Source organism: Faecalibacterium taiwanense, from assembly GCF_036632915.2.
Classification (GTDB): domain Bacteria; phylum Bacillota; class Clostridia; order Oscillospirales; family Ruminococcaceae; genus Faecalibacterium; species Faecalibacterium taiwanense.
The window spans coordinates 194046-214491 of the sequence record NZ_CP155552.1 but is presented as its reverse complement, the minus strand read 5'-3'; the positions used below and the strand labels follow the sequence as shown (position 1 = coordinate 214491).

15 protein-coding genes are annotated in these 20446 nt (G+C 58.3%); 9 read left to right on the top strand and 6 right to left on the bottom strand.

What is annotated here, in order from left to right; genetic code table 11:
• The first annotated feature begins 53 nt into the window (after positions 1 to 53).
• Positions 54 to 1349, top strand: coding sequence for a trigger factor (gene tig / locus PXT33_RS00940; protein ID WP_332375774.1), 1296 nt, complete (start codon positions 54 to 56; stop codon positions 1347 to 1349).
• A gap of 74 nt (positions 1350 to 1423) precedes the next feature.
• Here the strand turns inward: tig and PXT33_RS00935 are convergent, their stop codons facing one another.
• The 6 genes from PXT33_RS00935 to PXT33_RS00910 all read right to left on the bottom strand — a co-directional run bounded on the left by PXT33_RS00935 (position 1424) and on the right by PXT33_RS00910 (position 12932).
• Positions 1424 to 2200 (bottom strand): sulfite exporter TauE/SafE family protein, encoded by a 777-nt coding sequence (locus PXT33_RS00935; protein WP_005939337.1) that lies wholly within the window; start codon positions 2198 to 2200, stop codon positions 1424 to 1426.
• A 1-nt stretch (position 2201) separates the two neighbouring features.
• A complete protein-coding gene (locus PXT33_RS00930; protein WP_005939340.1) occupies positions 2202 to 2636 on the bottom strand; it encodes a MarR family winged helix-turn-helix transcriptional regulator in 435 nt (144 codons plus the stop codon).
• 435 nt (positions 2637 to 3071) lie between these two features.
• Positions 3072 to 5417: a ferrous iron transport protein B gene (feoB, locus tag PXT33_RS00925; RefSeq protein ID WP_332375773.1), complete on the bottom strand. Its 2346-nt coding sequence runs from the start codon at positions 5415 to 5417 to the stop codon at positions 3072 to 3074.
• Between the two features lie 420 nt (positions 5418 to 5837).
• Positions 5838 to 6863: a UDP-glucose 4-epimerase GalE gene (gene galE / locus PXT33_RS00920; RefSeq protein ID WP_005937424.1), complete on the bottom strand. Its 1026-nt coding sequence runs from the start codon at positions 6861 to 6863 to the stop codon at positions 5838 to 5840.
• 442 nt (positions 6864 to 7305) lie between these two features.
• Positions 7306 to 8379 carry an aldose epimerase family protein gene (locus PXT33_RS00915; RefSeq protein ID WP_005938695.1) on the bottom strand — a complete coding sequence of 358 codons (1074 nt, stop codon included), beginning with the start codon at positions 8377 to 8379 and terminating at the stop codon, positions 7306 to 7308.
• Positions 8380 to 8987: 608 nt separating this feature from the next.
• Positions 8988 to 12932: an efflux RND transporter permease subunit gene (locus tag PXT33_RS00910; protein ID WP_332375771.1), complete on the bottom strand. Its 3945-nt coding sequence runs from the start codon at positions 12930 to 12932 to the stop codon at positions 8988 to 8990.
• A 413-nt stretch (positions 12933 to 13345) separates the two neighbouring features.
• Here PXT33_RS00910 and PXT33_RS00905 point away from each other — a divergent pair, with 413 nt between their 5' ends.
• The 8 genes from PXT33_RS00905 (at position 13346) to PXT33_RS00870 (ending at position 20421) form a co-directional block, all read left to right on the top strand.
• Positions 13346 to 14299: a stage 0 sporulation family protein gene (locus PXT33_RS00905; RefSeq protein ID WP_154255968.1), complete on the top strand. Its 954-nt coding sequence runs from the start codon at positions 13346 to 13348 to the stop codon at positions 14297 to 14299.
• Between the two features lie 286 nt (positions 14300 to 14585).
• Positions 14586 to 14753, top strand: a complete 168-nt coding sequence (locus PXT33_RS00900) for a DUF362 domain-containing protein (RefSeq protein WP_005937576.1) — start codon at positions 14586 to 14588, stop codon at positions 14751 to 14753.
• 177 nt (positions 14754 to 14930) lie between these two features.
• Positions 14931 to 15569, top strand: coding sequence for a tRNA1(Val) (adenine(37)-N6)-methyltransferase (locus tag PXT33_RS00895; protein ID WP_097774118.1), 639 nt, complete (start codon positions 14931 to 14933; stop codon positions 15567 to 15569).
• Between the two features lie 3 nt (positions 15570 to 15572).
• On the top strand, positions 15573 to 16430 hold the full coding sequence (gene rsmI / locus PXT33_RS00890) for a 16S rRNA (cytidine(1402)-2'-O)-methyltransferase (RefSeq protein WP_120081296.1): 858 nt from the start codon (positions 15573 to 15575) through the stop codon (positions 16428 to 16430).
• Positions 16431 to 16470: 40 nt separating this feature from the next.
• Entirely contained in the window at positions 16471 to 16962 is a 492-nt protein-coding gene (locus PXT33_RS00885; protein WP_173012929.1) for a metallophosphoesterase, read from the top strand.
• Positions 16959 to 17726 (top strand): biotin--[acetyl-CoA-carboxylase] ligase, encoded by a 768-nt coding sequence (locus tag PXT33_RS00880; protein ID WP_332375770.1) that lies wholly within the window; start codon positions 16959 to 16961, stop codon positions 17724 to 17726. Before PXT33_RS00885 ends, PXT33_RS00880 begins: the two co-directional genes overlap by 4 nt.
• A gap of 452 nt (positions 17727 to 18178) precedes the next feature.
• On the top strand, positions 18179 to 20068 hold the full coding sequence (locus PXT33_RS00875; RefSeq protein WP_097774115.1) for an OPT family oligopeptide transporter: 1890 nt from the start codon (positions 18179 to 18181) through the stop codon (positions 20066 to 20068).
• Positions 20068 to 20421, top strand: coding sequence for a PqqD family protein (locus PXT33_RS00870; RefSeq protein ID WP_097774114.1), 354 nt, complete (start codon positions 20068 to 20070; stop codon positions 20419 to 20421). Before PXT33_RS00875 ends, PXT33_RS00870 begins: the two co-directional genes overlap by 1 nt.
• Positions 20422 to 20446 lie beyond the last annotated feature (25 nt).

The following is a 20446-nucleotide window of genomic DNA, read 5'->3' as shown; positions in this document are numbered from 1 at the left end:
AGGCTGCGCCGCCGGTTTTTCTCTGCAGCGAGACACCACGGAGGGTAGATCCTATGAAACTGGTAAGCGTGGAAACTCCCGAAAAGAGTGTCTGCAAAATGACCTTCAGCGCCAGCCCCGAAGAGCTGGAAGCTGCATCCAACGCCGTTTACGAACGCACCCGCGCCTCCTATACGATCCGCGGCTTCAAGAAGGGCGAAGCGGACCGCGCACAGATCGAGGCTGACCGCGGCGAGCACACCTTCTGGTACGATGCCATCAACGATCTGATGGACAAGGACGTGCCCGCGCTGTATGATGCCGCCATGGCAGAGCACAGCTTTGTGGCTGTTGACAATCCTGTGTACGATCTTGTGAGCGTGAAAAAGGACGAGGGCTTTGTGGCCACTGCCACTGTTGCCCTGCAGCCTGAGCTGAACCTGACCAAGACCACCGGCTTTACCGCCGAGTGCGTCACCCCGGAAGTGACCGACAAGGAGATCGACAATGTGCTGGAGCGCCGCCGCGCTGCTGCCGCTGAGCTGGTGCCGCACAAGGGTCCGGCCGTAAAGGGCAACATCGTACATATCGATTACGAAGGTCTGCTGGAGGGCAAGCCCTTCCAGGGCGGCACCGCAAAGAACCAGGCCGTCCAGCTGGGCAGCGGCCGCATGATCCCCGGCTTTGAAGAGGGCATTCTGGGCCACAAGGCAGGCGAGGAATTCGAGGTCTTCGTCACCTTCCCGAACCGTTACCACGCAAAGGATCTGGCCGGTAAACCCGTCGTGTTCAAGATCAAGCTGATCGACGTATGTGTGCGCCAGATCCCTGCTCTGAACAGCGACTTTGCCAAGAAGGTTGCCAATGTGGACACCATGGACGAGCTGCGTGCACAGGTCAAGCAGCAGCTGCACGACGGCAAGCATGCCGGTGCGCTGAACCGTGCCAAGGATCAGATCCTGACCCAGCTGGCCGATGCTTCTGAGGGCGAACTGCCCAGTGTGCTGGTGGAGACCACCTACCAGCAGCAGATGGAGCAGATCCAGCAGCAGCTGCAGATGCAGCGCCTGAGCCTGGATCGCTACCTGAGCCAGATCCACGAGACCCGCGAGAGCTTTACCGCCAAGGTGCGCTCTTCTGCCGAGAAGACCGCCCGTGTGCACATGGCTCTGCTGCAGATCGCACAGCAGGAAAATCTGGTACCCACCGAGGAAGATATCGATAAGGCTCTGGCCGCTCGTGCAGAGCGCGCCAAAAAGACGCTGGAAGAGATCAAGGAAAAATCCGATATTCCCGCCATGCGCCGCAACGAGGGCATCCGCAAGGCTGCCGACTGGGTGATCGAGCACTCCACCATTGAAGAAAAGTAAGTTCTGATACAGAGAAAGCCCGTGCAGTTTCCGGCTGCACGGGCTTTCTTTTTTCATTTGAAGGGCAGGGGATATCAGCTCAGAAGGTTGAAGCCCATAATGACCACGCCCAGCACCACCAGCACAATACCGGTGGCACGGTTCAGGGTCTTGGGGTCTGCCTTATTGGCAAACACAGCGGCAATGCGCGCCCACAGCAGGGTGAACACCACGCACAGCGCCCAGACGAACCAATTGGGCGCACCGCCGATCATGAAGTGGGAGACAGCACCGGTCAGGGCGGTGAAGGTCATAATGAACACGCTGGTGCCCACGGCGGTCTTCAGCTCGTAGCCCAGCACACTGGTGAGGATGAGCAGCATCATCATGCCGCCGCCTGCGCCGATGAAGCCGCAGATGAAACCGATGAGCACACCGCACACGATGGACTGGATGGCACGCTTTTTGGCGCTGACACCCTGCATAGCTTCCTTGGTCGTCATGACCGGGCGCACAATGAACTTGACGCCCAGCAGGAAGGTCATGAACACCGAGAAGCCGCCCATGGTGGCCGAGGGCACTCTGCTGGCCACCCAGCTGCCCACCACCGTGAACAGCAGCACACTTACCATCATGATCAGGCCGTTTTTGATATCCAGGTTCTTGTTTTTGTGGTAGGTATAGGCCGAAACGGCGCTGGCCAGCACATCCGAAGAAAGGGCGATGCCCACCGCCATATAGGGGTCCATGTGCAGGAAGGTGATGAGCATGGGGCTGATGACCGCCGCCGCGCTCATACCGGCAAAGCCGGTGCCAAGGCCGGCCCCCATGCCGGCAAAAAAGGTGACAAGAACCGTAAACAACACGTTCATTTTATGCGTTCTCCTTTATAATTTCGTCCAGATTTTTCCCGATCAGCTCCATGGTCCGGAAAAAGACCTCCTGATCGGCTGGCTCCACATGATCCAGCAGGCGCTTGAAAAAGGCATTCTGCACCACACGCCCCTTGCGGATGATCGGGTCTGCCTTGCCGGTGCAGAGAAGCTTTGTTTTGCGGCGGTCGCTGGCCACGGCATAGCGTTCCAGATAGCCCTCCTGCACCAGCTTGTCCACATTCATGGAGACGAGGTTCGCCTTGATATGCCGCACCTCCACGATGTCCCGGGCCGTTTTATAGTCCGGGTTGTTGGCGAGAAACAACAGGATATCCAGCGCCGTCTGCGACAGGCCAAGCTCCTGACACAGCGGCTTACAGACGGCATTGTACGCCTGCGCGGTCTTGATGGAAAATTCGATATTCGGGTTCACAGCAGGTCTGTCCTTTCATCTTTGAATGATTCATTTTTGAAGTATTATAGTGCAGATGAGGAGAGTTGTCAAGTGGGAACTCCCTCAGTCGCGGCTTACGCCGCACCAGCTCCCTCAAGGAGGGAGAGAGCAAACCCTCTCAGGCGCTCCCGCGCCAGCTCCCCCGAAGGGGGAGCTTTTTGTCATCTTCCGGTTAGCACAAATAAAGCTCCCCCTTCGGGGGAGCTGGCGAACGCAGTGAGCCTGAGAGGGTTCTTCCCGCCGCGCGGCTGTTTCCGCAGGAAATCAGCGCGGCAGATGCTGTTTTCCTCCACGACCCCACCCGTGAAAACGCAATGCCGGGCGGTCCGCAGACCGCCCGGCATTGCTCTATTATAAATAATTCTTCCGCTGAATATGCGCAGAGCAGCGCGGAGCGCATTCCAATCGTTTTTCTCAGAACAGCACCACAGCCGCCAGACGCACCAGCAAAGCGCACAGCCATGCCACGGCGCACTGGTTCACCACCATGATGACCGCCCACTTATTGCCCAGCTCCCGCTTGACCGATGCCACTGCCGCGATGCAGGGGGTGTACAGCAGGCAGAACACCAGCAGGGGAGCCGCCTGCGCCGGGGTGAGGGCCGCCGACAGCGCAGCTTCGGAGCCAAAGAGGATGAGCAGCGAGGACACCACGCTCTCCTTTGCCATGAAGCCGGTGATGAGGGCGGTGGAGATGCGCCAGTCCGCAAAGCCCAAAGGCCCGAACAGCGGGGCGATGTCGCCCGCAATGCGGGCAAGGATGCTGGCCTGCGGGTCGGCGGTCAACCGCAGCTGCAGGTCAAAGTTCTGCAAAAACCAGATGACGATGGTGGCCGCAAAGATCACCGTGAAGGCCTTCTGCAAAAAGTCCCGGGCCTTTTCCCACAGCAGCTGTGCCACGTTTTTCAGGCCGGGCAGGCGGTAGTTGGGCAGCTCCATGACAAAGGGCACCGCCTCGCCCTTGAACACCGTGCTCTTGAGCAGCAGTGCCGCCAGCACGCCCACCGCGATACCGGTAAAGTACAGCAGCACCATCACAAGGCCCGCATACTGCGGGAAGAACGCCGCCGCAAACAGGCTGTAGATGGGCAGCTTTGCCGAGCAGCTCATGAACGGGGTGAGCAGGATGGTCATTTTGCGGTCGCGCTCCGAGGGCAGGGTGCGGCTTGCCATGACACCGGGCACGGTGCAGCCAAAGCCGATGAGCATGGGCACGATGCTGCGGCCCGAAAGGCCGATGCGGCGCAGCAGCTTATCCATCACAAAGGCCACGCGGGCCATGTAACCGGTATCCTCCAGCATGGAGAGGAAGAAGAACAGCACCACGATGATGGGCAGAAAGCTCAGCACGCTGCCCACGCCGGTAAAGATGCCGTCGATGAGCAAGGAGTGCACCGCCGCATTGACGTTCCAGTTGGTAAGCGCCGTGTCCACGATGCCGGTCAACGCGTCGATGCCCGTTTCCATCAGGTTCTGGAAGAACAGGCCGATGACGTTGAAGGTGAGGAAGAACACCAGACCCATGATGGCGATAAAGGCCGGGATGGCGGTGTACTTGCCGGTGAGGAATTTGTCGATGCGGTTGGAGCGCAGCTGCTCTTTGCTTTCGTGGGGCTTGACCACCGTCTTGGCTACCAGCTCCTGAATAAAGGAGAACCGCATATCCGCAATGGCGGCGGCGCGGTCCAGCCCGCGCTCCCGCTCCATCTGCACGATGATATGTTCGATCATCTCTTTTTCGTTCTGATCCAGCTGCAGGGCTTCCTCGATGCGCCGGTCGCCCTCCACCAGCTTGGTGGCGGCAAACCGCACCGGAATGCCCGCCGCCCTGGCGTGGTCCTCGATCAGATGGATGATGCCGTGGATGCAGCGGTGCACCGCGCCGCCGTGGTCGTCCTCACTGCAGAAATCCATGCGGCCGGGCCGCTCCTGATACTTTGCCACATGAAGTGCGTGGTCTACCAGCTCATCCACGCCCTCATTCTTGGCGGCGGAGATGGGGATGACCGGGATGCCAAGCATGGCCTCCATCTTGTTGATGCGCACCGTGCCGCCGTTGCCGCGCACCTCGTCCATCATGTTCAGCGCCAGCACCATGGGGGTGTCCAGCTCCATGAGCTGCATGGTCAGGTAGAGGTTGCGCTCGATGTTGGTAGCATCCACGATGTTGATGATGCCGGTGGGCTTTTCGCCGATGATGAATTGGCGGGTGACGATCTCCTCGCTGGAATAGGGGGACATGGAGTAGATGCCCGGCAGGTCGGTGACCTCGGTCTCCGGGTGGCCCTTGATGGCACCGCTCTTGCGGTCCACCGTCACGCCCGGGAAATTGCCCACATGCTGGTTGGAACCGGTGAGCTGGTTGAACAGGGTGGTCTTACCGCAGTTCTGGTTGCCAGCCAGCGCAAAGGTGAGGGTCCTGTCCTCGGGCAGGGGATTCTCCCCCTTTTTGATGTGGTATTTGCCGCCCTCGCCAAGGCCGGGGTGATCCACCATTTTATCATCTGCCGGAGCCGCCGACATTGCCGGGGCCTTTTCGGTGGGGGTGATGCCGATCTGCGCGGCATCGTCCAGCCGGAGGGTCAGCTCATAGCCATGGATGCGCAGCTCCATGGGGTCGCCCATGGGTGCCAGCTTGACCAGCGTGACCTCCACCCCCGGGATCAAGCCCATATCCAGAAAATGCTGGCGCAGTGCGCCGCTGCCGCCGACGGTATCCACAACAGCGCTTTTTCCGATCTGCAATTCTTTTAATGTCATAAGATCGACCTTCTCATTTTATCCACTGTCAACGTGTGTTAGTTTGTGTTAACAATAGTAATATAGGCTAACTTTGCGCGGTTGTCAATAGATAATATGGGGGAGATGCCTGCAAATCGAACCCTCTCAGACGCACTTTGTTCGCCAGCTCCCCCGAAGGGGGAGCTTTATTTGTGCTGACCGGAAGAAGCCAAGAAGCTCCCCCCTCGGGGGAGCTGGCATCGCGCAGCGATGACTGAGAGGGTTCGGCTTTTGGCATGGCGGCACAGTTTCCGGTTGAATTGCGAAGTGCACGGTTTCACCAGAGGCTCCCTCCCCGAGAGAGCCGGCAAAGTCGTCAGGTTTTGGCTGAGGGAGCTCACACAAAAAAGCCGTGCACCCTCTTTTTCAGAGAATGCACGGCTTTGAAAGCTTATGCGTTTACTTCACAGTGTGGTAGCCATCGGGGTTGTTCTTCTGCCAGTTCCAGCTGTCGGCACACATTTCCTCGATGCCGTATTCCGCCACCCAGCCAAGCTCGTTCTTTGCCTTGGTGGGGTCTGCATAGCACTCGGCAATGTCGCCGGGGCGGCGCGGGTCGATTACATAGGGGATTTCCTTACCGCAGGCCTTGGAGAAAGCGTGGATCACATCCAGCACGCTGTAGCCCTTGCCAGTGCCCAGATTGCAGATGAACAGGCCGCAGTTCGTTTCCAGCTTCTTGATGGCGCACACATGGCCGCGGGCCAGATCCACCACGTGGATGTAGTCGCGCACGCCGGTGCCGTCCGGGGTGGGATAGTCGTTGCCAAAGACATGCACCTTTTCCAGCTTGCCAACGGCCACCTTGGCGATATAGGGCATGAGGTTATTGGGGATGCCGTTGGGGTCCTCGCCGATGAGGCCGGACTTGTGCGCACCAATGGGGTTGAAGTAGCGCAGCAGGGCCACGTTCAGGCTGGGGTCTGCCTTGCACACATCCTGCAGGATGCGCTCGGTGAACACCTTGGTCGTGCCGTAGGGGTTGGTGGTGGCACCGGTGGGGAAGTCCTCGGTGATGGGCACGCTGGCGGGGTCGCCATAGACGGTTGCGGAAGAGCTGAACACGAAGTTGTGGCAGTTGTGATGGCGCATCACGTCCAGAATGACCAGCGTGCAGTTGAGGTTGTTGTAATAGTATTCAATGGGCTTGGAAACACTCTCGCCCACGGCCTTGTAGGCTGCAAACTGGATCACAGCAGTAATGTCCGGGCACTCAGAGAAGATGTGCTCCACATCCTCGTGCTTGGTCATATCTGCCTTGTAAAAGCGGAAGTCCTTGCCGGTGATCTGCTTGATGCGGTCCAGCACCACCGGAGATGCATTATAATAGTTATCTGCCACAACAACGTCGTAGCCAGCGTTCAACAGTTCGATGCAGGTGTGGCTGCCGATATAACCGGCGCCGCCGGAAACCAAAATTGCCATAGCCTAGTACCTCTCTCACTCATTTACATTACAGCTGATGCCGGCATTCCCCGGCCTTGCCTAAAGAATACCGCTTTTATGGCTCAGAATCAAGGGATGCGTCTTCTATTTAGATGAATTTTTGTTGCATCTTTGTTTTTGAGGTTTTGATTTAAAAACATTTTTTGGCATTTTGTCATGGATAAAAGGCACGGTTTGTGCAAAACATAGAAATGGCGCGAAAACTCCCTCCGTCAAAGCCTGACTGCTTTGCCAGCTCCCTCGGAGAGGAGCCTCTGGCGTGCCTGCAAGCTTTGCGTTTCAGCCGAAAACTGTACTGTCCTGTCAAAGGCCCCCTCTCAGAGGGGCTGGCATCGAGCGCAGCGAGATGACTGGGGAGTTCTCCTCCTGCCACGCAAAAAACGTCTGCCGGAGCAGACGTTTTTGTGTGGTGCATCATTTTTTACAATTTTCCGCACTGCTTGCCGGTGAAAAAGCGCAGGGTGGTGGTGGCGCGGAACACCTTGCCTGCCCGCAGCACCGTGGTGGGGAACTCCGGGTGGGAAGGGCTGCAGGGGTAGTGCTGGGTCTCCAGCGCAAAGCCGCCGTACTTCTGCATGGGCACGCCGCCCTTGCCGGGGGTGGGGCAGTCCTGCAAAAAGTTTCCGGTGTACAACTGGATGCCCGGCTGGGTGGTGTACAGCTTCATGCTGATGCCGGTCTTTTCACTGGTGACCCATGCGCAGATGCTCTGGCTGGAGCCGCGGGCGCGGTCGATCACAAAGCAGTGGTCGTAGCCACCGCCCACCATGGTGGTCTGGGCAAAGCCGGTGTCGATATCCCGGCCAATGAGCTTTCCCTCGGTAAAATCCATGGGGGTGTTTGCCACCGGCAGAATGGCACCGGTGGGGCAGGTCTGATTGTTGCCTTCCAGATAGTTGGAGGCATAGATGCGCAGCTTCTGGCCCAGAATATCGCCCTCACCGTTCAGGTTGAAGTAGCTGTGATTCGTGAGGTTCACGATGGTATCCGCATCCGAAGAGACGCGGTAATCCATGCGGAAGGTATTGTCCTCGGTGAGGGTATAGCGCACCGCCAGCTTCAGGTTGCCGGGGAAGCCGTCCTCACCGTCCGGGCTTTCGGCCTCCATCAGCAGGGTGTCGCCAAAGGCCTTCACCCGGTACAGTTTGCGCGAAAAGCAGCCGTGCAGATGGTTGGGGCCGTTGTTGGCTTCCAGCTGATAGGTCTTGCCGCCCACGCTGAAGGTGGCATTCTCGATGCGGTTTGCATAGCGGCCCACGAACGCGCCGCAGCAGGTGCTGCCGGAGGACGTGAAGTCATCCTCATAATCTGCCATGGTGTCGTGGCCCAGCACGACATCCACCGGGCCGTTCTTGGCCGGAACGATGATGTTTTTAATGATGCATCCGTAGTCCAGAACGCTCACCGTCAGGCCGCCGGGGTTGGAAAGGATGTACTCTGTAACATTTGCGCCCTGTTTGGTCACACCGAAGGGCTTGGAGCGGATCTGTGCCATTGGGCATTCGCCTCCTCAGATTTTACTCGGACATACAGTCAGGCAGACTTCCACTGTATTCTATCTTATTTATGATTATATCACAGTTTTATATCTTTGTGGGGAACGGATTTTAGAATTTGCATCCAATTTTTCCAGCTATTTTTTATTGAAATTATTCAGTTGGCGGGGCATGTAACCGGAAAGAGGAGCTTCCCGCGCAGAGCGTTTTCGCGTGGATCAAGTTTCATGCCTTTTGTAAAAAGCATTACCGCCGGGTACGTTCTCTTTTGCGTGCCAAAAGAGAACCAGAAAAGCACCCGCTACTTTCGAGGCGCGGGAGGCACGAACTAGGGGCTGCTCGCCCCTAGTAACCCCAAAGCAGAAAGGCTCCATACAAAAAATCCAAGTCGCTCCGCTAGAGGATTTTTTGTGTTGCGCCGATTTTGAGTCGCTGCGCGACGGCGGTACGCCGACAGCAGCAGATGCCGCTTCCCGTTACGACCTTTCCCGTGAAAACGCAATGCCGGGCGGTCCGCAGACCGCCCGGCATTGCTCTATTATAAATAATTCTTCCGCTGATGATACGCAAAGCAAAGCGGCGCGCATTCTAGATCGTCATGCTGTCGTCAGGCTTCCGGCTGTGCCGTGCCCGCAGACTTCTGCGCCGCAATGAACTCGGCTGCATCGTCCGGAATGTCGTCCAGATCATCGTCGCTGCCAACATCCACGTTGAGCGGCGGCTTCTTGAACAGGATATCGTACAGCACCGGAACGATATACAGGGTCATCAGGGTGGCGTAGCTCAGGCCGCAGATGATGACGATGGCCATGCCGCTCATCAGCTGGCTTGCCATATCGCCGCTGAACACCAGCTGCAGCATGGCCAGCACGGTGGTCAGGGTGGTCATGAGGATGGGGCGCATACGGGTCTTGCCGGTAGCCACCAGCGCAGCGCGGCGCTCCATGCCGCCAATGCGCAGCTGGTTTGCATAGTCCACGAACACGATGCCGTTGTTGACAACAGTGCCCATCAGCACGATGAAGCCCATCAGGGAAATCATGGTGAGCTGCTGGCCGGTGACCAGCAGACCCAGCAGGCCGCCGGTAAAGGCCAGCGGCACCGTGAACAGCACGATGAAGGGGGACAGCAGGCTCTGGAACTGTGCCACCATGACCAGATATACAAAGGGCAGGGCCAGAGCCATCCACTGCACCATTTCGTTCACCATGTAGTCGGTGCCCTCGGTCTCGCCGCCCAGCGTGGTGCTGCAGCCCTCCGGCATCTCACCGCTGGCTGCGTACTCATCCAGCTTCTTCTGCAGCACGCGGGACTGCACCATGGTGTTGTAGCCCTTCAGCGTATCTGCCGTCACAGTGACAAACTCGGTCTGGTTCTCGCTGGTAATGGCATCCGGTGCGGTGCCGGTGGTCCAGCTGGCGATATCGTTCAGGGTGCAGGTACCATTGGTCACTGTGCCGTCTGCCGACATTTCGGTGGTCTCAAAGGTAAGCTCCATCATGTTTTCCTTGGTGACAGGGTCCAGATTGTCCGTGATCTGGACATCCATGGTGGTGCCGTTCACCGTGACGGGGGTCTGGGCCGTGGCGGTGGTGGTGAGCTTTGCCGCGATCTGCTGGTACACCTGCGCAACGGTCAGTCCGTAGGCGCGCACCTTGTCGCGGTCCACCTTCAGGATGATGGTGGCATCGCCGCTGCCAAGGCCGTTGTCCGCATTGGCAAAGCCCTCGGTATCGTTGACGATCTCCATTACCTTCTCGGAAACGGTGGTCAGCGTTTCCGGATCCTTGCCGTAGACCTTGACCGACAGGCCGGTGGCCAGCTGGCTGGTCAGATCATCGGTCATGCCGTACAGCTTGACCTCAGCGGTGCAATTCTCGATCTGGGACACTGCATCCTCCATGGCCTGCCGGGTCTTTTCCACCTCACGGGAGGAAAGGCTCTTGCTCATCATAACGTTGATCTTGTATCTGCCGTAGGCATTGGCGGAGTTCAGGATATCGGTAATGGCGGTGGGCAGGCCCAGCTGGCTGATATCCAGACCGGCCATGCTGGTGTCGAGGGTGATGCCCACCTCTTCCACGTTTTCTACATTCAGGGCCGCCTCTGCCACCTGACCCGCAATGGCATAGGATTCCTCCTTGGTCAGGCCGTCGGCGGTGGACAGGGTGATCTGCGCCTCGTTGCTGGTGATGCTGGGCAGTAGCTCCACACCCATGTTCAGCACCTGCCAGCCGCTGAACACCAGCAGTACCACCGCCGCGATCAGGGGCAGGGCACGGTGCTGCAGGCACCATTCCAGACTATGGGCATACTTTTCCTGCACCTTTTCAAACCAGGCAAGGCGCTTGGGTTCAGCTTTTTTCAGCACAGTAGAGGATGCCGCCGGGACCACCGTGAGCGCCACGATGAGGGAGGCCATCAGGCAGTAACCGATGCACAGGGACATGGGCATCATCAGGCTGCGCACAATGCTGGCCGAGAACACCACCGGCAGGAACACGCACACCGAGGTAAGGGTGGAGGCCACCACCGACATGCCCACCTGTTTTGTGCCCTGCACGGCAGCGCGGGCCGCAGGCACGCCGCGGCTGCGCAGACGGTAGACGTTCTCAATGACGACCACCGAGTTATCCACCAGCATACCAATGCCGAGGGAAAGGCCGGCCAGGGTCATCACGTTCAGGTCCAGCCCGGTAAAGTACATGAGCACCACCGCGAACAGAACGGACAGCGGGATGCTGATGCCGACCACGAGGGTGGGCTTGATATCCTTCAGGAAGATGGCCAGCACGATGATGGCCAGTGCAGCGCCCACCACCATGCTGGTGAGGATGCTCTGGATGACGATGGTGATGTAGTTGCCCTGATTGGACAGCACCACCATGTGCAGGCCGTCGTATTGTTTTTCCAGCTCTTTAAATGCGGTCAGGCAGTTGTCGGAGACCTCGCCTGCACTGGAAGTCGCATTCTTATAGATTTTGAGGATGGATGCCTTTTCGCCGTTCAGGCGGGTGTAGCTGTCGGCGGAGTTATCAATGACCTCCACATCCGCCACATCAGAAAGGCGCACGTCGCCGTAGCCCTCCACATGCAGCAGCAGGGCACCGCTGATATCCTTCACACTGTCGTACTCTTCGCCGACTTTCAGCAGCCAGGACTCGCCGTCCTTATCCTGCACGTAACCGGCCGGCATGGAGAAGTTCTGGGCATAGATGAGCTGCGCCAGCGTTTCAATGTCCAGCTGCTTTGTCACATCGGCCTGTGCCAGAGCGTTGGTCTTGGCCGTCTCGTACTCTGCCTTGGCAGCCTCCAGCTGCTTTTCGTACTCGTTCAGCATTTCACGCGCTTCGGTGAACTGCATATAGGCGTTGAGCTGCTGCTGGGAGAAGCTGCCCAGTGCGCCGGAGAACTCGGTCATCAGCTGGGGCACATTGTCCATGGCCTTGATGGTGCTTTCCAGCGTGTTATAGACCACATTCAGGCTTTCCTGCAGCTGCATCTCATTGGCAAGATCCTCTGCGGTGCTGCCTTCGGAGCCGGTCTCGGTGTTCACGCGCTCCTGCAGCTTCTGCAGGGCAGTAGTGAGCTTATCGGTAATGGTGCGCAGCTCAGCCACAATATCGATCAGAGAGTCGATATCCCGCATACCGGTCTCGTTGAACTTGTCCATGACCTTCTGCAGACCGTCGCGCACCTCGATCAGGGCCTGCTGGATCTCAGGCTCCTTGACCACGGCGATCAGGCTGTTCACACTTTCCAGAAGAGCCTGCGCCTGCGCACGCACCGTTTCCACTGCGGCGCCCACCTCGGTGCTCATCTGGCTCATGACCGAGTTGGACACCGTACTGCCAAAGTTTTTCAGCTGCTTTTCGTATTCCCTGCGTCCGGCGGTGATCTGTGCCTCGGCGCTTTCCAGCTGGGAGCGGGCTTCAGCCAGCTGGGTATCGATCAGTTCCAGCAGCTTTGCGTTGATCTCGTCGATCTTATCCTGATTGAGCTGCACCTGCACCAGCTTTTCCACCAGACCGCTGGACGAAACGCTGGACACACCGCCCTTGCGCTGCACTTCCGGCACAAGGGTGTTCTGGATAAACTCAGAAAGCTCGTACTGGTCGGCACCTTCGCGGCTGACAGCCACCGTCATGAAAGCGTTCATGTTCAGGCTGTACTCAATGATGGAGGGGGTCAGGCAGGTGCTGGGCAGGTCGCTTTTGGCCTGATCCAGCTTGTTGGACACCTTGACCAGCGCGCTGTTCATATCCGTATCCTCGGTAAACTCCATCAGCAGCAGGCTGTAGTTTTCTGCCGATGTTGCGGTGATCTTGGACACGCCCGGCACTGTGAGCGAGTTCTGCAGCACATCCGAGACCTCGCTCTCCACGCGCTCCGGGCTTGCACCAGGATACACGGTGACCACCATCAGATACGGTGTGTTCACGTTGGGCAGCAGGTTCGTATCCATCTTTGTGACCGCCACAAAGCCCAGGATCAGGATCATGACCACTGCAACCAGCACCGTAAACGGCTTTTTGACACTGAATTTTTCCATTTTCTCCTACCGTTTCTCTGCCTTGCCGCAAAGCAGGACAGCTGCTTTCCCTGCGGGAAAGGCTACACTTCAACATTTTTATTATACACGCAAGCCCCCGCCTTGCAAGAGCGGGGTGGGATTCTTTTGCGATTCTTTGGATACTTTCGCAAGATTTTAACATTTGCCGTTCCGTTTTTCCATTTTCCGGCTGCGGGTGCGACCAAATTCGGTCAGTCTTCCTTTATGGATACGCGGCAGCAGGGCAGATTGTTGCACCTTTTTAAAATTTTTCTGCCAAAGCGCCAGAGCCGCTTTTTGTTTTTTGCGTGGAAATGTGCATTTGAATATGTTATACTAGAGTACAGAATGGATCAGCAGGCTCTTTTTCGGGCCTTATCCTATAGATTCGACCGATAAAAACGAGGAACATTATGAAAAAAGTCATCTCCGTCCGTTTCAAAGAGAACGGCAAAAGCTATTATTTTGATCCCGCCGGGGCCGACATCAAAACCGGCGAATACGTGATCGTGGAGACCGCCCGCGGCATTGAGTGCGGCGAGGTGGTGCAGGGCGTGAGGGAGATTGCCGATGCGGCAGTGCCCAAGGCCCTCAAGCCCATTACCCGCATGGCCGACAGCGTGGATATCCGCCGGATGCGCCAGAACCGTGAGGACGAAAAGCGCGCCTACCGCACCTGTCAGGAATGCATTTCCCGCCACGGCCTGGAAATGAAGCTTGTGGAGGCCGAGTATACCCTAGACCGCTCCAAGATCATGTTCTACTTTACCGCCGATGGCCGCGTGGACTTCCGCGAGCTGGTCAAGGATCTGGCCGGTATCTTCCACACCCGCATCGAGCTGCGCCAGATCGGCGTGCGGGACGAGAGCAAGATGATCGGCGGCCTTGGCATCTGCGGCCAGCCCTTCTGCTGCAGCCGCTTTTTAAAGGACTTCCAGCCCGTCTCCATCAAGATGGCCAAGGAGCAGGGCCTTTCGCTGAACCCCACCAAGATCAGCGGTGCCTGCGGCCGGCTGATGTGCTGCCTTGCCTACGAGGAAAGCGCCTACGAGTACCTGAACAGCATCATGCCCATGGTGGGCAGCACCGTGCGCACGCCGGACGGTCTTGGCACCGTGCTGGAGGTGAACCCGGTTTCCGGCTATCTGCGGGTGCGCTGCGGCACCGAGAGCCTTTCGCCCCGTTACTATAAGGTGGGTGTGTGCGAATATATCAGCGGCGGCAAGCGTGCGCCCCGCCGCCCGGACCCGGACGACGATTACTCCGGCGTGCGCAACCCGGCCCCGGTGGTGGCTTCCTCCGACGATGGCGAAAAGCGCTGCGCGGGCGGCGGCTGCGCCCGGAAGCGCGCTGCCGAAAAGGAGTGAGGGACGCGCCGGAGGTTCTGAGGGGTTAGTCTGCTAAAACTAACTGTTCTTCGTGATTTTTGCCAAAAAACTCCTGCAAATTTGGCCATAAGTTAGCCTGTGCTTTTGTGCAACCCAACAAAAAACAGACTTTTGTGTTTTTCGGGTCACGGTTAGTCTTGCCTTTTCTCACCTGCTTTGTTAAAATGCAGGCAAGGATATGATTTCCGGAGAGACATGCACAGCCGTGCCATACATGACTCTTCATACAATACTTCGGGCACGGAGATAAAAAGGAGAGTTTATTATGGCACACAAGGTTTCTGACGCATGTGTTGGCTGCGGCGCTTGCGAGGGCGCTTGCCCGGTTGGCGCTATCACCGTTGATGGTGTTGCTTCTGTGAACGCAGACGCTTGCATCGACTGCGGCGCTTGCGAGGGTGCTTGCCCCACCGGTGCTATCACTGCTGAATAATTTTAGCAGCTGCACAAAAAACGCATCAAAAGCAGCAGGCCTGTCCAAAGCAGGTCTGCTGCTTTTTTGTTTTGCAGTAATTCGCACAAATTCCCCGAGCAATTCCACGCATTTTTTTGAGAGGGTACGGCACACTTATCTATGGAACATTCTACCGAAGTCTTGTATAATAGAACTATGGTTTATTGCTCGCCGGAGCACCGTTTTGGCTCCGACGCGCTGCTGCTGGCCCGTTTCTGTGAGCCAAAGCGCGCCCAGAAGGCCGCAGACCTGTGCTCCGGCTGCGGCATCGTGGCGCTGGAATGGCACGACCGCGGCCACCGTGGCCCCTGCATGGGGCTGGAGCTGCAGCCCGAGGGCAGCGCTCTGCTTTCCGCTGCGGTGCAGGAGCAGGACATCGGGCACATTGAGCCTGTCTGTGCCGACCTGCGCGCTTTCCGGCAGGGCGAGGGCAGTTTTGACGTGTGTGCGTGCAATCCGCCCTATTTCACGGATGGGCCCCAGAGCCAAAACGCAGCCCACGCCCTTGCCCGGCACGAGAACACCTGCACACTGGACGATGTGTGCCAGTGTGCGTTCCGCCTTTTGAAGGACGGCGGGCGCTTTGCGCTGTGCCACCGGCCGGAACGGCTGGCGGAGGTGCTGGCGGTGCTGCGGGCCAACCGGCTGGAGCCGAAGCGGCTGGCCTTTGTAAAGAACAAGGCGGACGGCGCGCCATGGCTCTTCCTTGTGGAAGCGCAGAAGAACCGCAAGACCGGCCTGCGGGTGGAGCCGGATGTGTTGATCAGCGCCGGTGCGGCGTTATATGGGAGGTAAACTATGGCAGGAACTCTTTATATCGTGGCAACGCCCATCGGCAATCTGGACGATATGCCGCCGCGCGTAGCGGCCACCTTTGGCGCGGCAGACTTTATTGCCGCCGAGGACACCCGTGTGACCATGAAGCTGCTGAACTTTCTGGGCCTGAAAAAGCCCATGGTCAGCTACTATGAGCACGCCCTGCAGAAGGGTGAGGGCATCCTGCGCCGCATTGAAGCAGGCGAGAGCTGTGCCCTGTGCAGTGATGCGGGCATGCCCTGCGTCTCCGACCCGGGCGAGGTGATCGTGCGGGACGCACTGGCCCGGGGCATCAAGGTGGTGCCGGTACCGGCGGCTTCCGCCTGCGTCACAGCGCTGGCCGTGTCCGGGCAGGACACCTCCCGCTGGGTGTTCGAGGGCTTTCTGCCCGTGAACCGCAAGCAGAAAAAAGAGCGGCTGGCTGCGCTTTTGCAGGAAAAGCGCACCACCATCTTTTACGAAGCGCCCCACAAGCTGCGCACCACGCTGGACGATCTGGCCAATGCCTTTGGCGCAGACCGCAGCATCACCCTGTGCCGGGAGCTGACAAAGCTGCACGAGGATATCTGGAAGACTACCCTCGGCGAGGCGGTGGAGCACTACAAGACCAACGAGCCGCGCGGCGAGTATGTGCTGGTGATGGCCGGTGCGCCGGAGACCGCCGACCCGGAGCAGGAGCTGACGCTGGAGCAGGCAGCGCATCGGGCGCTGGAGCTGACCGGGCAGGGCTTTGGCCCCACCGCCGCAGCCAAGGCGGCGGCACAGGGCACACCTTATTCTAAAAGCGAAGTGTACAAGCAGCTGCTGGTATTGCAACAGGGCCAGCAGGCTGGTGAATGACAGCATCTCAGGTAAACGGTAATAGAGGAGGACCCCTTTTGTGACAAAGCTTCTGGTTTTGAGCGACAGCCACGGCGGACGCACCGCCATTGAGCGTGTGCTGATGAAAGAGAGCAAAAGCATCGATGCCCTGATCTTTCTGGGCGACGGCCTGCGGGATCTGGAACTGGCTCTGACGCTGTACCCCAAGCTGCGGGCCTACTCGGTGGCGGGCAACTGCGATTACGGTGCACTGGAACCCACCGACGGCCTTGCCGCCTTTGACGGCGTGGTGATCTTTTACACTCACGGTCATATGTACGGTGTGAAATACGATCTGGATACGCTGGCAGATGCCGCATCTGCCCGGGGTGCCGAGGTGGCGCTGTTCGGTCACACCCACATCCCTCATGCAGAGACCCGCAGCAAGGTGTTTTTGTTCAACCCCGGCTCCTGCGGCCGGTGTTACACCGGGCCGGACACCTACGGCATCCTGACGCTGGACGAAGGCAAAGTGACCGCCTATGAACATAAAGAGGTACCCAAACAATGAGCATCAATGAGGTGCGCTATCTGCCGGAATGCGGCAGCACCAACGCTTACGTGAAGGAACATTTTGAGGAGTTCGGCCCGGTGGGTGCGGTGTATACCGAGAACCAGACCGCAGGCCGCGGCCGTCTGGGCCGCAGCTGGGTGAACGCCGAGGGCAAGGCCCTGTATTATACGGTAGCCATCCGGGAACCGCTGGCCCAGCCTGCCACCCTGCCGCTGCTGGCAAGCCTTGCCGTGCGCACCCAGCTCAAGCTGCGCTACGGCGTGGACTGCCAGATCAAGTGGCCCAACGACCTTCTGCTCAACGGCAAAAAGATCGTGGGCATCCTGTGCGAGGGCGTGAGCTACGGCTACCAGCAGCAGGGCCGGGGCATTTTGTGCGGCATCGGCATCAATCTGGCCCAGCCGCAGAGCTACTTTGATGCCGCCGGTCTGCCCAACGGCACCTCGCTGGCGCTGCAGGGCGCAAAGGTGGATCTTTCCACCGACCCCGCATGGCTGGCCGAGGGCCTGACCGACTTTGGCTTTGACCGCAACATGTATGTGTTTGCCCGCGATGGCTTTGCACCCTTCCGGGAGGAATACAAGGCCGCCTGCGTCAATCTGGGCCGCCGGGTCACCTTCGACCTGCCGGACGGCGGGCAGGGTGCAGGCGAAGCCGTCGATGTGGACGAAGAGGGCCGTCTGGTGGTGCGCACCGACAGCGGCGAAGTGCACGTTTTTACCGGCGAAGTATCGGTGCACGGCATCTATGGGGCCGTGTAAAAGCACTCTTTATAATATATGAGCGTCCCGGGAATTTTCCTCGGCTGGTTCAGTCGAGGAAAGACCCGGGGCTTTTTTCAGCTTTGTCCAAGGCCCGCCGAAAGCAGGGAAAAGGAAAGCTTTTCCATCCTTCCTCTGGACAGGCGCGCACGCTGTTAAAAGGCATTCTTTTCCGCAAAGCTGTTCTCCATATGCGTACAGTTTTTGGATCATATGGAATTTTTTCGCACGCTTTTGCCCAAATTTCCCGCAAAATGCTTGAATAAACGAATTTTTTGTAAATTTCTTGTGTACATTTCCAGTTGCCAATTCAGTCATACTTTAGTATAATAGAGTATGTGCCAGCGCGTCCTTTTGGATGGGATGCGCGTGTTTAGGAAATCGGAAAACGGACAGCACAAGCGCCCTGCCCCCAAAAGCAAGGCGCTTGTGCTGTCGCAAGGAGTGCAAGCATGAAAGATCAAGAATCCTTCAAGCCGTATATTCCTGCGGAAAAGATCACCGCAGAAATGACGGCGACCTCTGTGATCATGGGCATCATCCTGTCTGTGGTCTTCGGCGCTGCAAATGCCTATCTGGGCCTGCGCGTCGGCATGACTGTTTCTGCCTCCATCCCGGCAGCAGTCATTTCTATGGGCGTGATCCGCGTCCTGCTCAAGAAGAACTCCATTCTGGAGAGCAACATGGTGCAGACCATCGGTTCCGCAGGCGAGAGCCTGGCCGCCGGTGCCATCTTCACCATGCCCGCACTGTTCCTGTGGGCAAAAGAGGGCCTGTGCGACAAGCCCAGCATCCTGGAGATCACCCTGATCGCCCTGTGCGGCGGCATTCTGGGCGTTCTGTTCATGGTGCCCCTGCGCAACGCCCTGATCGTCAAGGAACACGCCACCCTGCTGTACCCGGAAGGCACCGCCTGTGCAGACGTTCTGCTGGCCGGTGAAGAGGGCGGTGCAAACGCCTCCACCGTGTTCTCCGGCATGGGTCTGGCAGCCATCTTCAAGTTCATCGTCGATGGCCTGAAGATGATCCCCGCCGACATTGCCGTGGCCTTCAGCTCCTTCAAGGGTGCTCTGGGCATGGAAGTGTACCCCGCTCTGCTGGGCGTGGGCTACATCGTCGGCCCCAAGACCGCTTCCTACATGTTCACCGGTTCTCTGGTGGGCTGGATGGTCATTATCCCGCTGATCTGCCTGTTCGGCGCAAACATCTCCCTGTACCCGGCAGCAGCCGGCACCACCATTGCTGATCTGTATGCAGCAGGCGGTGCAGACGCTATCTGGTCCAACTACGTCAAGTATATCGGCGCAGGTGCCATTGCTACCGGCGGTATCATCTCGCTGATCAAGAGCCTGCCTCTGATCGCATCCACCTTCCGTGATGCCATGAAGAGCATGAAGGGCGGCAGTGCTTCCGGCACCTCCCGTACCGAGAAGGACCTGCCCATGCCCTTTATTCTGGGCGGCATCCTGCTCATCATCCTCATCATCTGGCTGGCTCCGGCCATCCCCGTCAGCCCGCTGGGTGCTCTGCTGATCGTCATCTTCGGCTTCTTCTTCTCCACCGTCTCTGCACGTATGGTCGGCATGATCGGCAGTTCCAACAACCCGGTCTCCGGCATGACCATTGCCACCCTGCTGATCGCTACCATGATCCTGAAGGCCACCGGCAACGTTGGCATCGAGGGCATGATCGGCTCCATGGCCATCGCCTCTGTCATCTGCATCTGCGCTGCCATTGCTGCGGATACCTCTCAGGACCTGAAGACCGGCTACCTGCTGGGTGCGACCCCGGTCAAGCAGCAGATCGGTGAGCTGATCGGCGTTATTGCCGCCGGTCTGGCCATCGGTGGTGTGCTGTACCTGCTGGACAGCGCATGGGGCTACGGCGGTGCCGAGGTCCCCGCACCGCAGGCTACCCTGATGAAGATGATCGTCGAGGGCATCATGGGCGGCAACCTGCCCTGGAACCTGGTGTTCACCGGTGTGTTCCTTGCCATTGCTCTGGAGGTCCTGCGCATCCCCGTGATGCCGTTCGCCATCGGCCTGTACCTGCCCATCTACCTGAACACCTCCATCATGATCGGCGGTGTTGTGCGCTGGTTCATGGACAGCCGCAAGAATGTTGACGCGAAGCTCAAGGAAGAGCAGACCACCCGCGGCACCCTGTTCTGTGCCGGTATGATCGCAGGCGAGGGCCTTGTGGGCATCCTGCTGGCTGTGTTTGCCGTGTTCGGCATCAGCACTGCCCTGAGCATTGATCTGGGCAACATTGGCGGCGTGGTCCTGATGATCGTGATGATCGCATGCCTGCTGGCCTTCTCCATGAAGAAAAAGAAGAACTGATGAGTAAGAAAAAGCAGTCCATCAACTATCTGGACCTCATTCCGCAGCGGGCGGAAACCCTGCGCTGGCACACAGACGAAGCCACCGGCCTTATCACCCTTGAGGTGGAGAACACCGGTGTGTTCAATACGATCGCGCAAAAAGTGTTCCATAAACCGCGCACCACACAGGTGCATCTGGACGAGACCGGCAGCTATCTCTGGCCGCTGATCGACGGCCAGAAGACCGTTGCACAGCTTGCTGACTGCATGAAGCAGCAGTTCGGCGAAAAGGCCGAACCCCTGTACCCGCGCATCATCAAGTATTTCCAGATTGTGGAATCTTACCACTTTATCAAGTTCCTCAACCAATAAGCGCAAAAGAAGCGGCGCTCAGAGC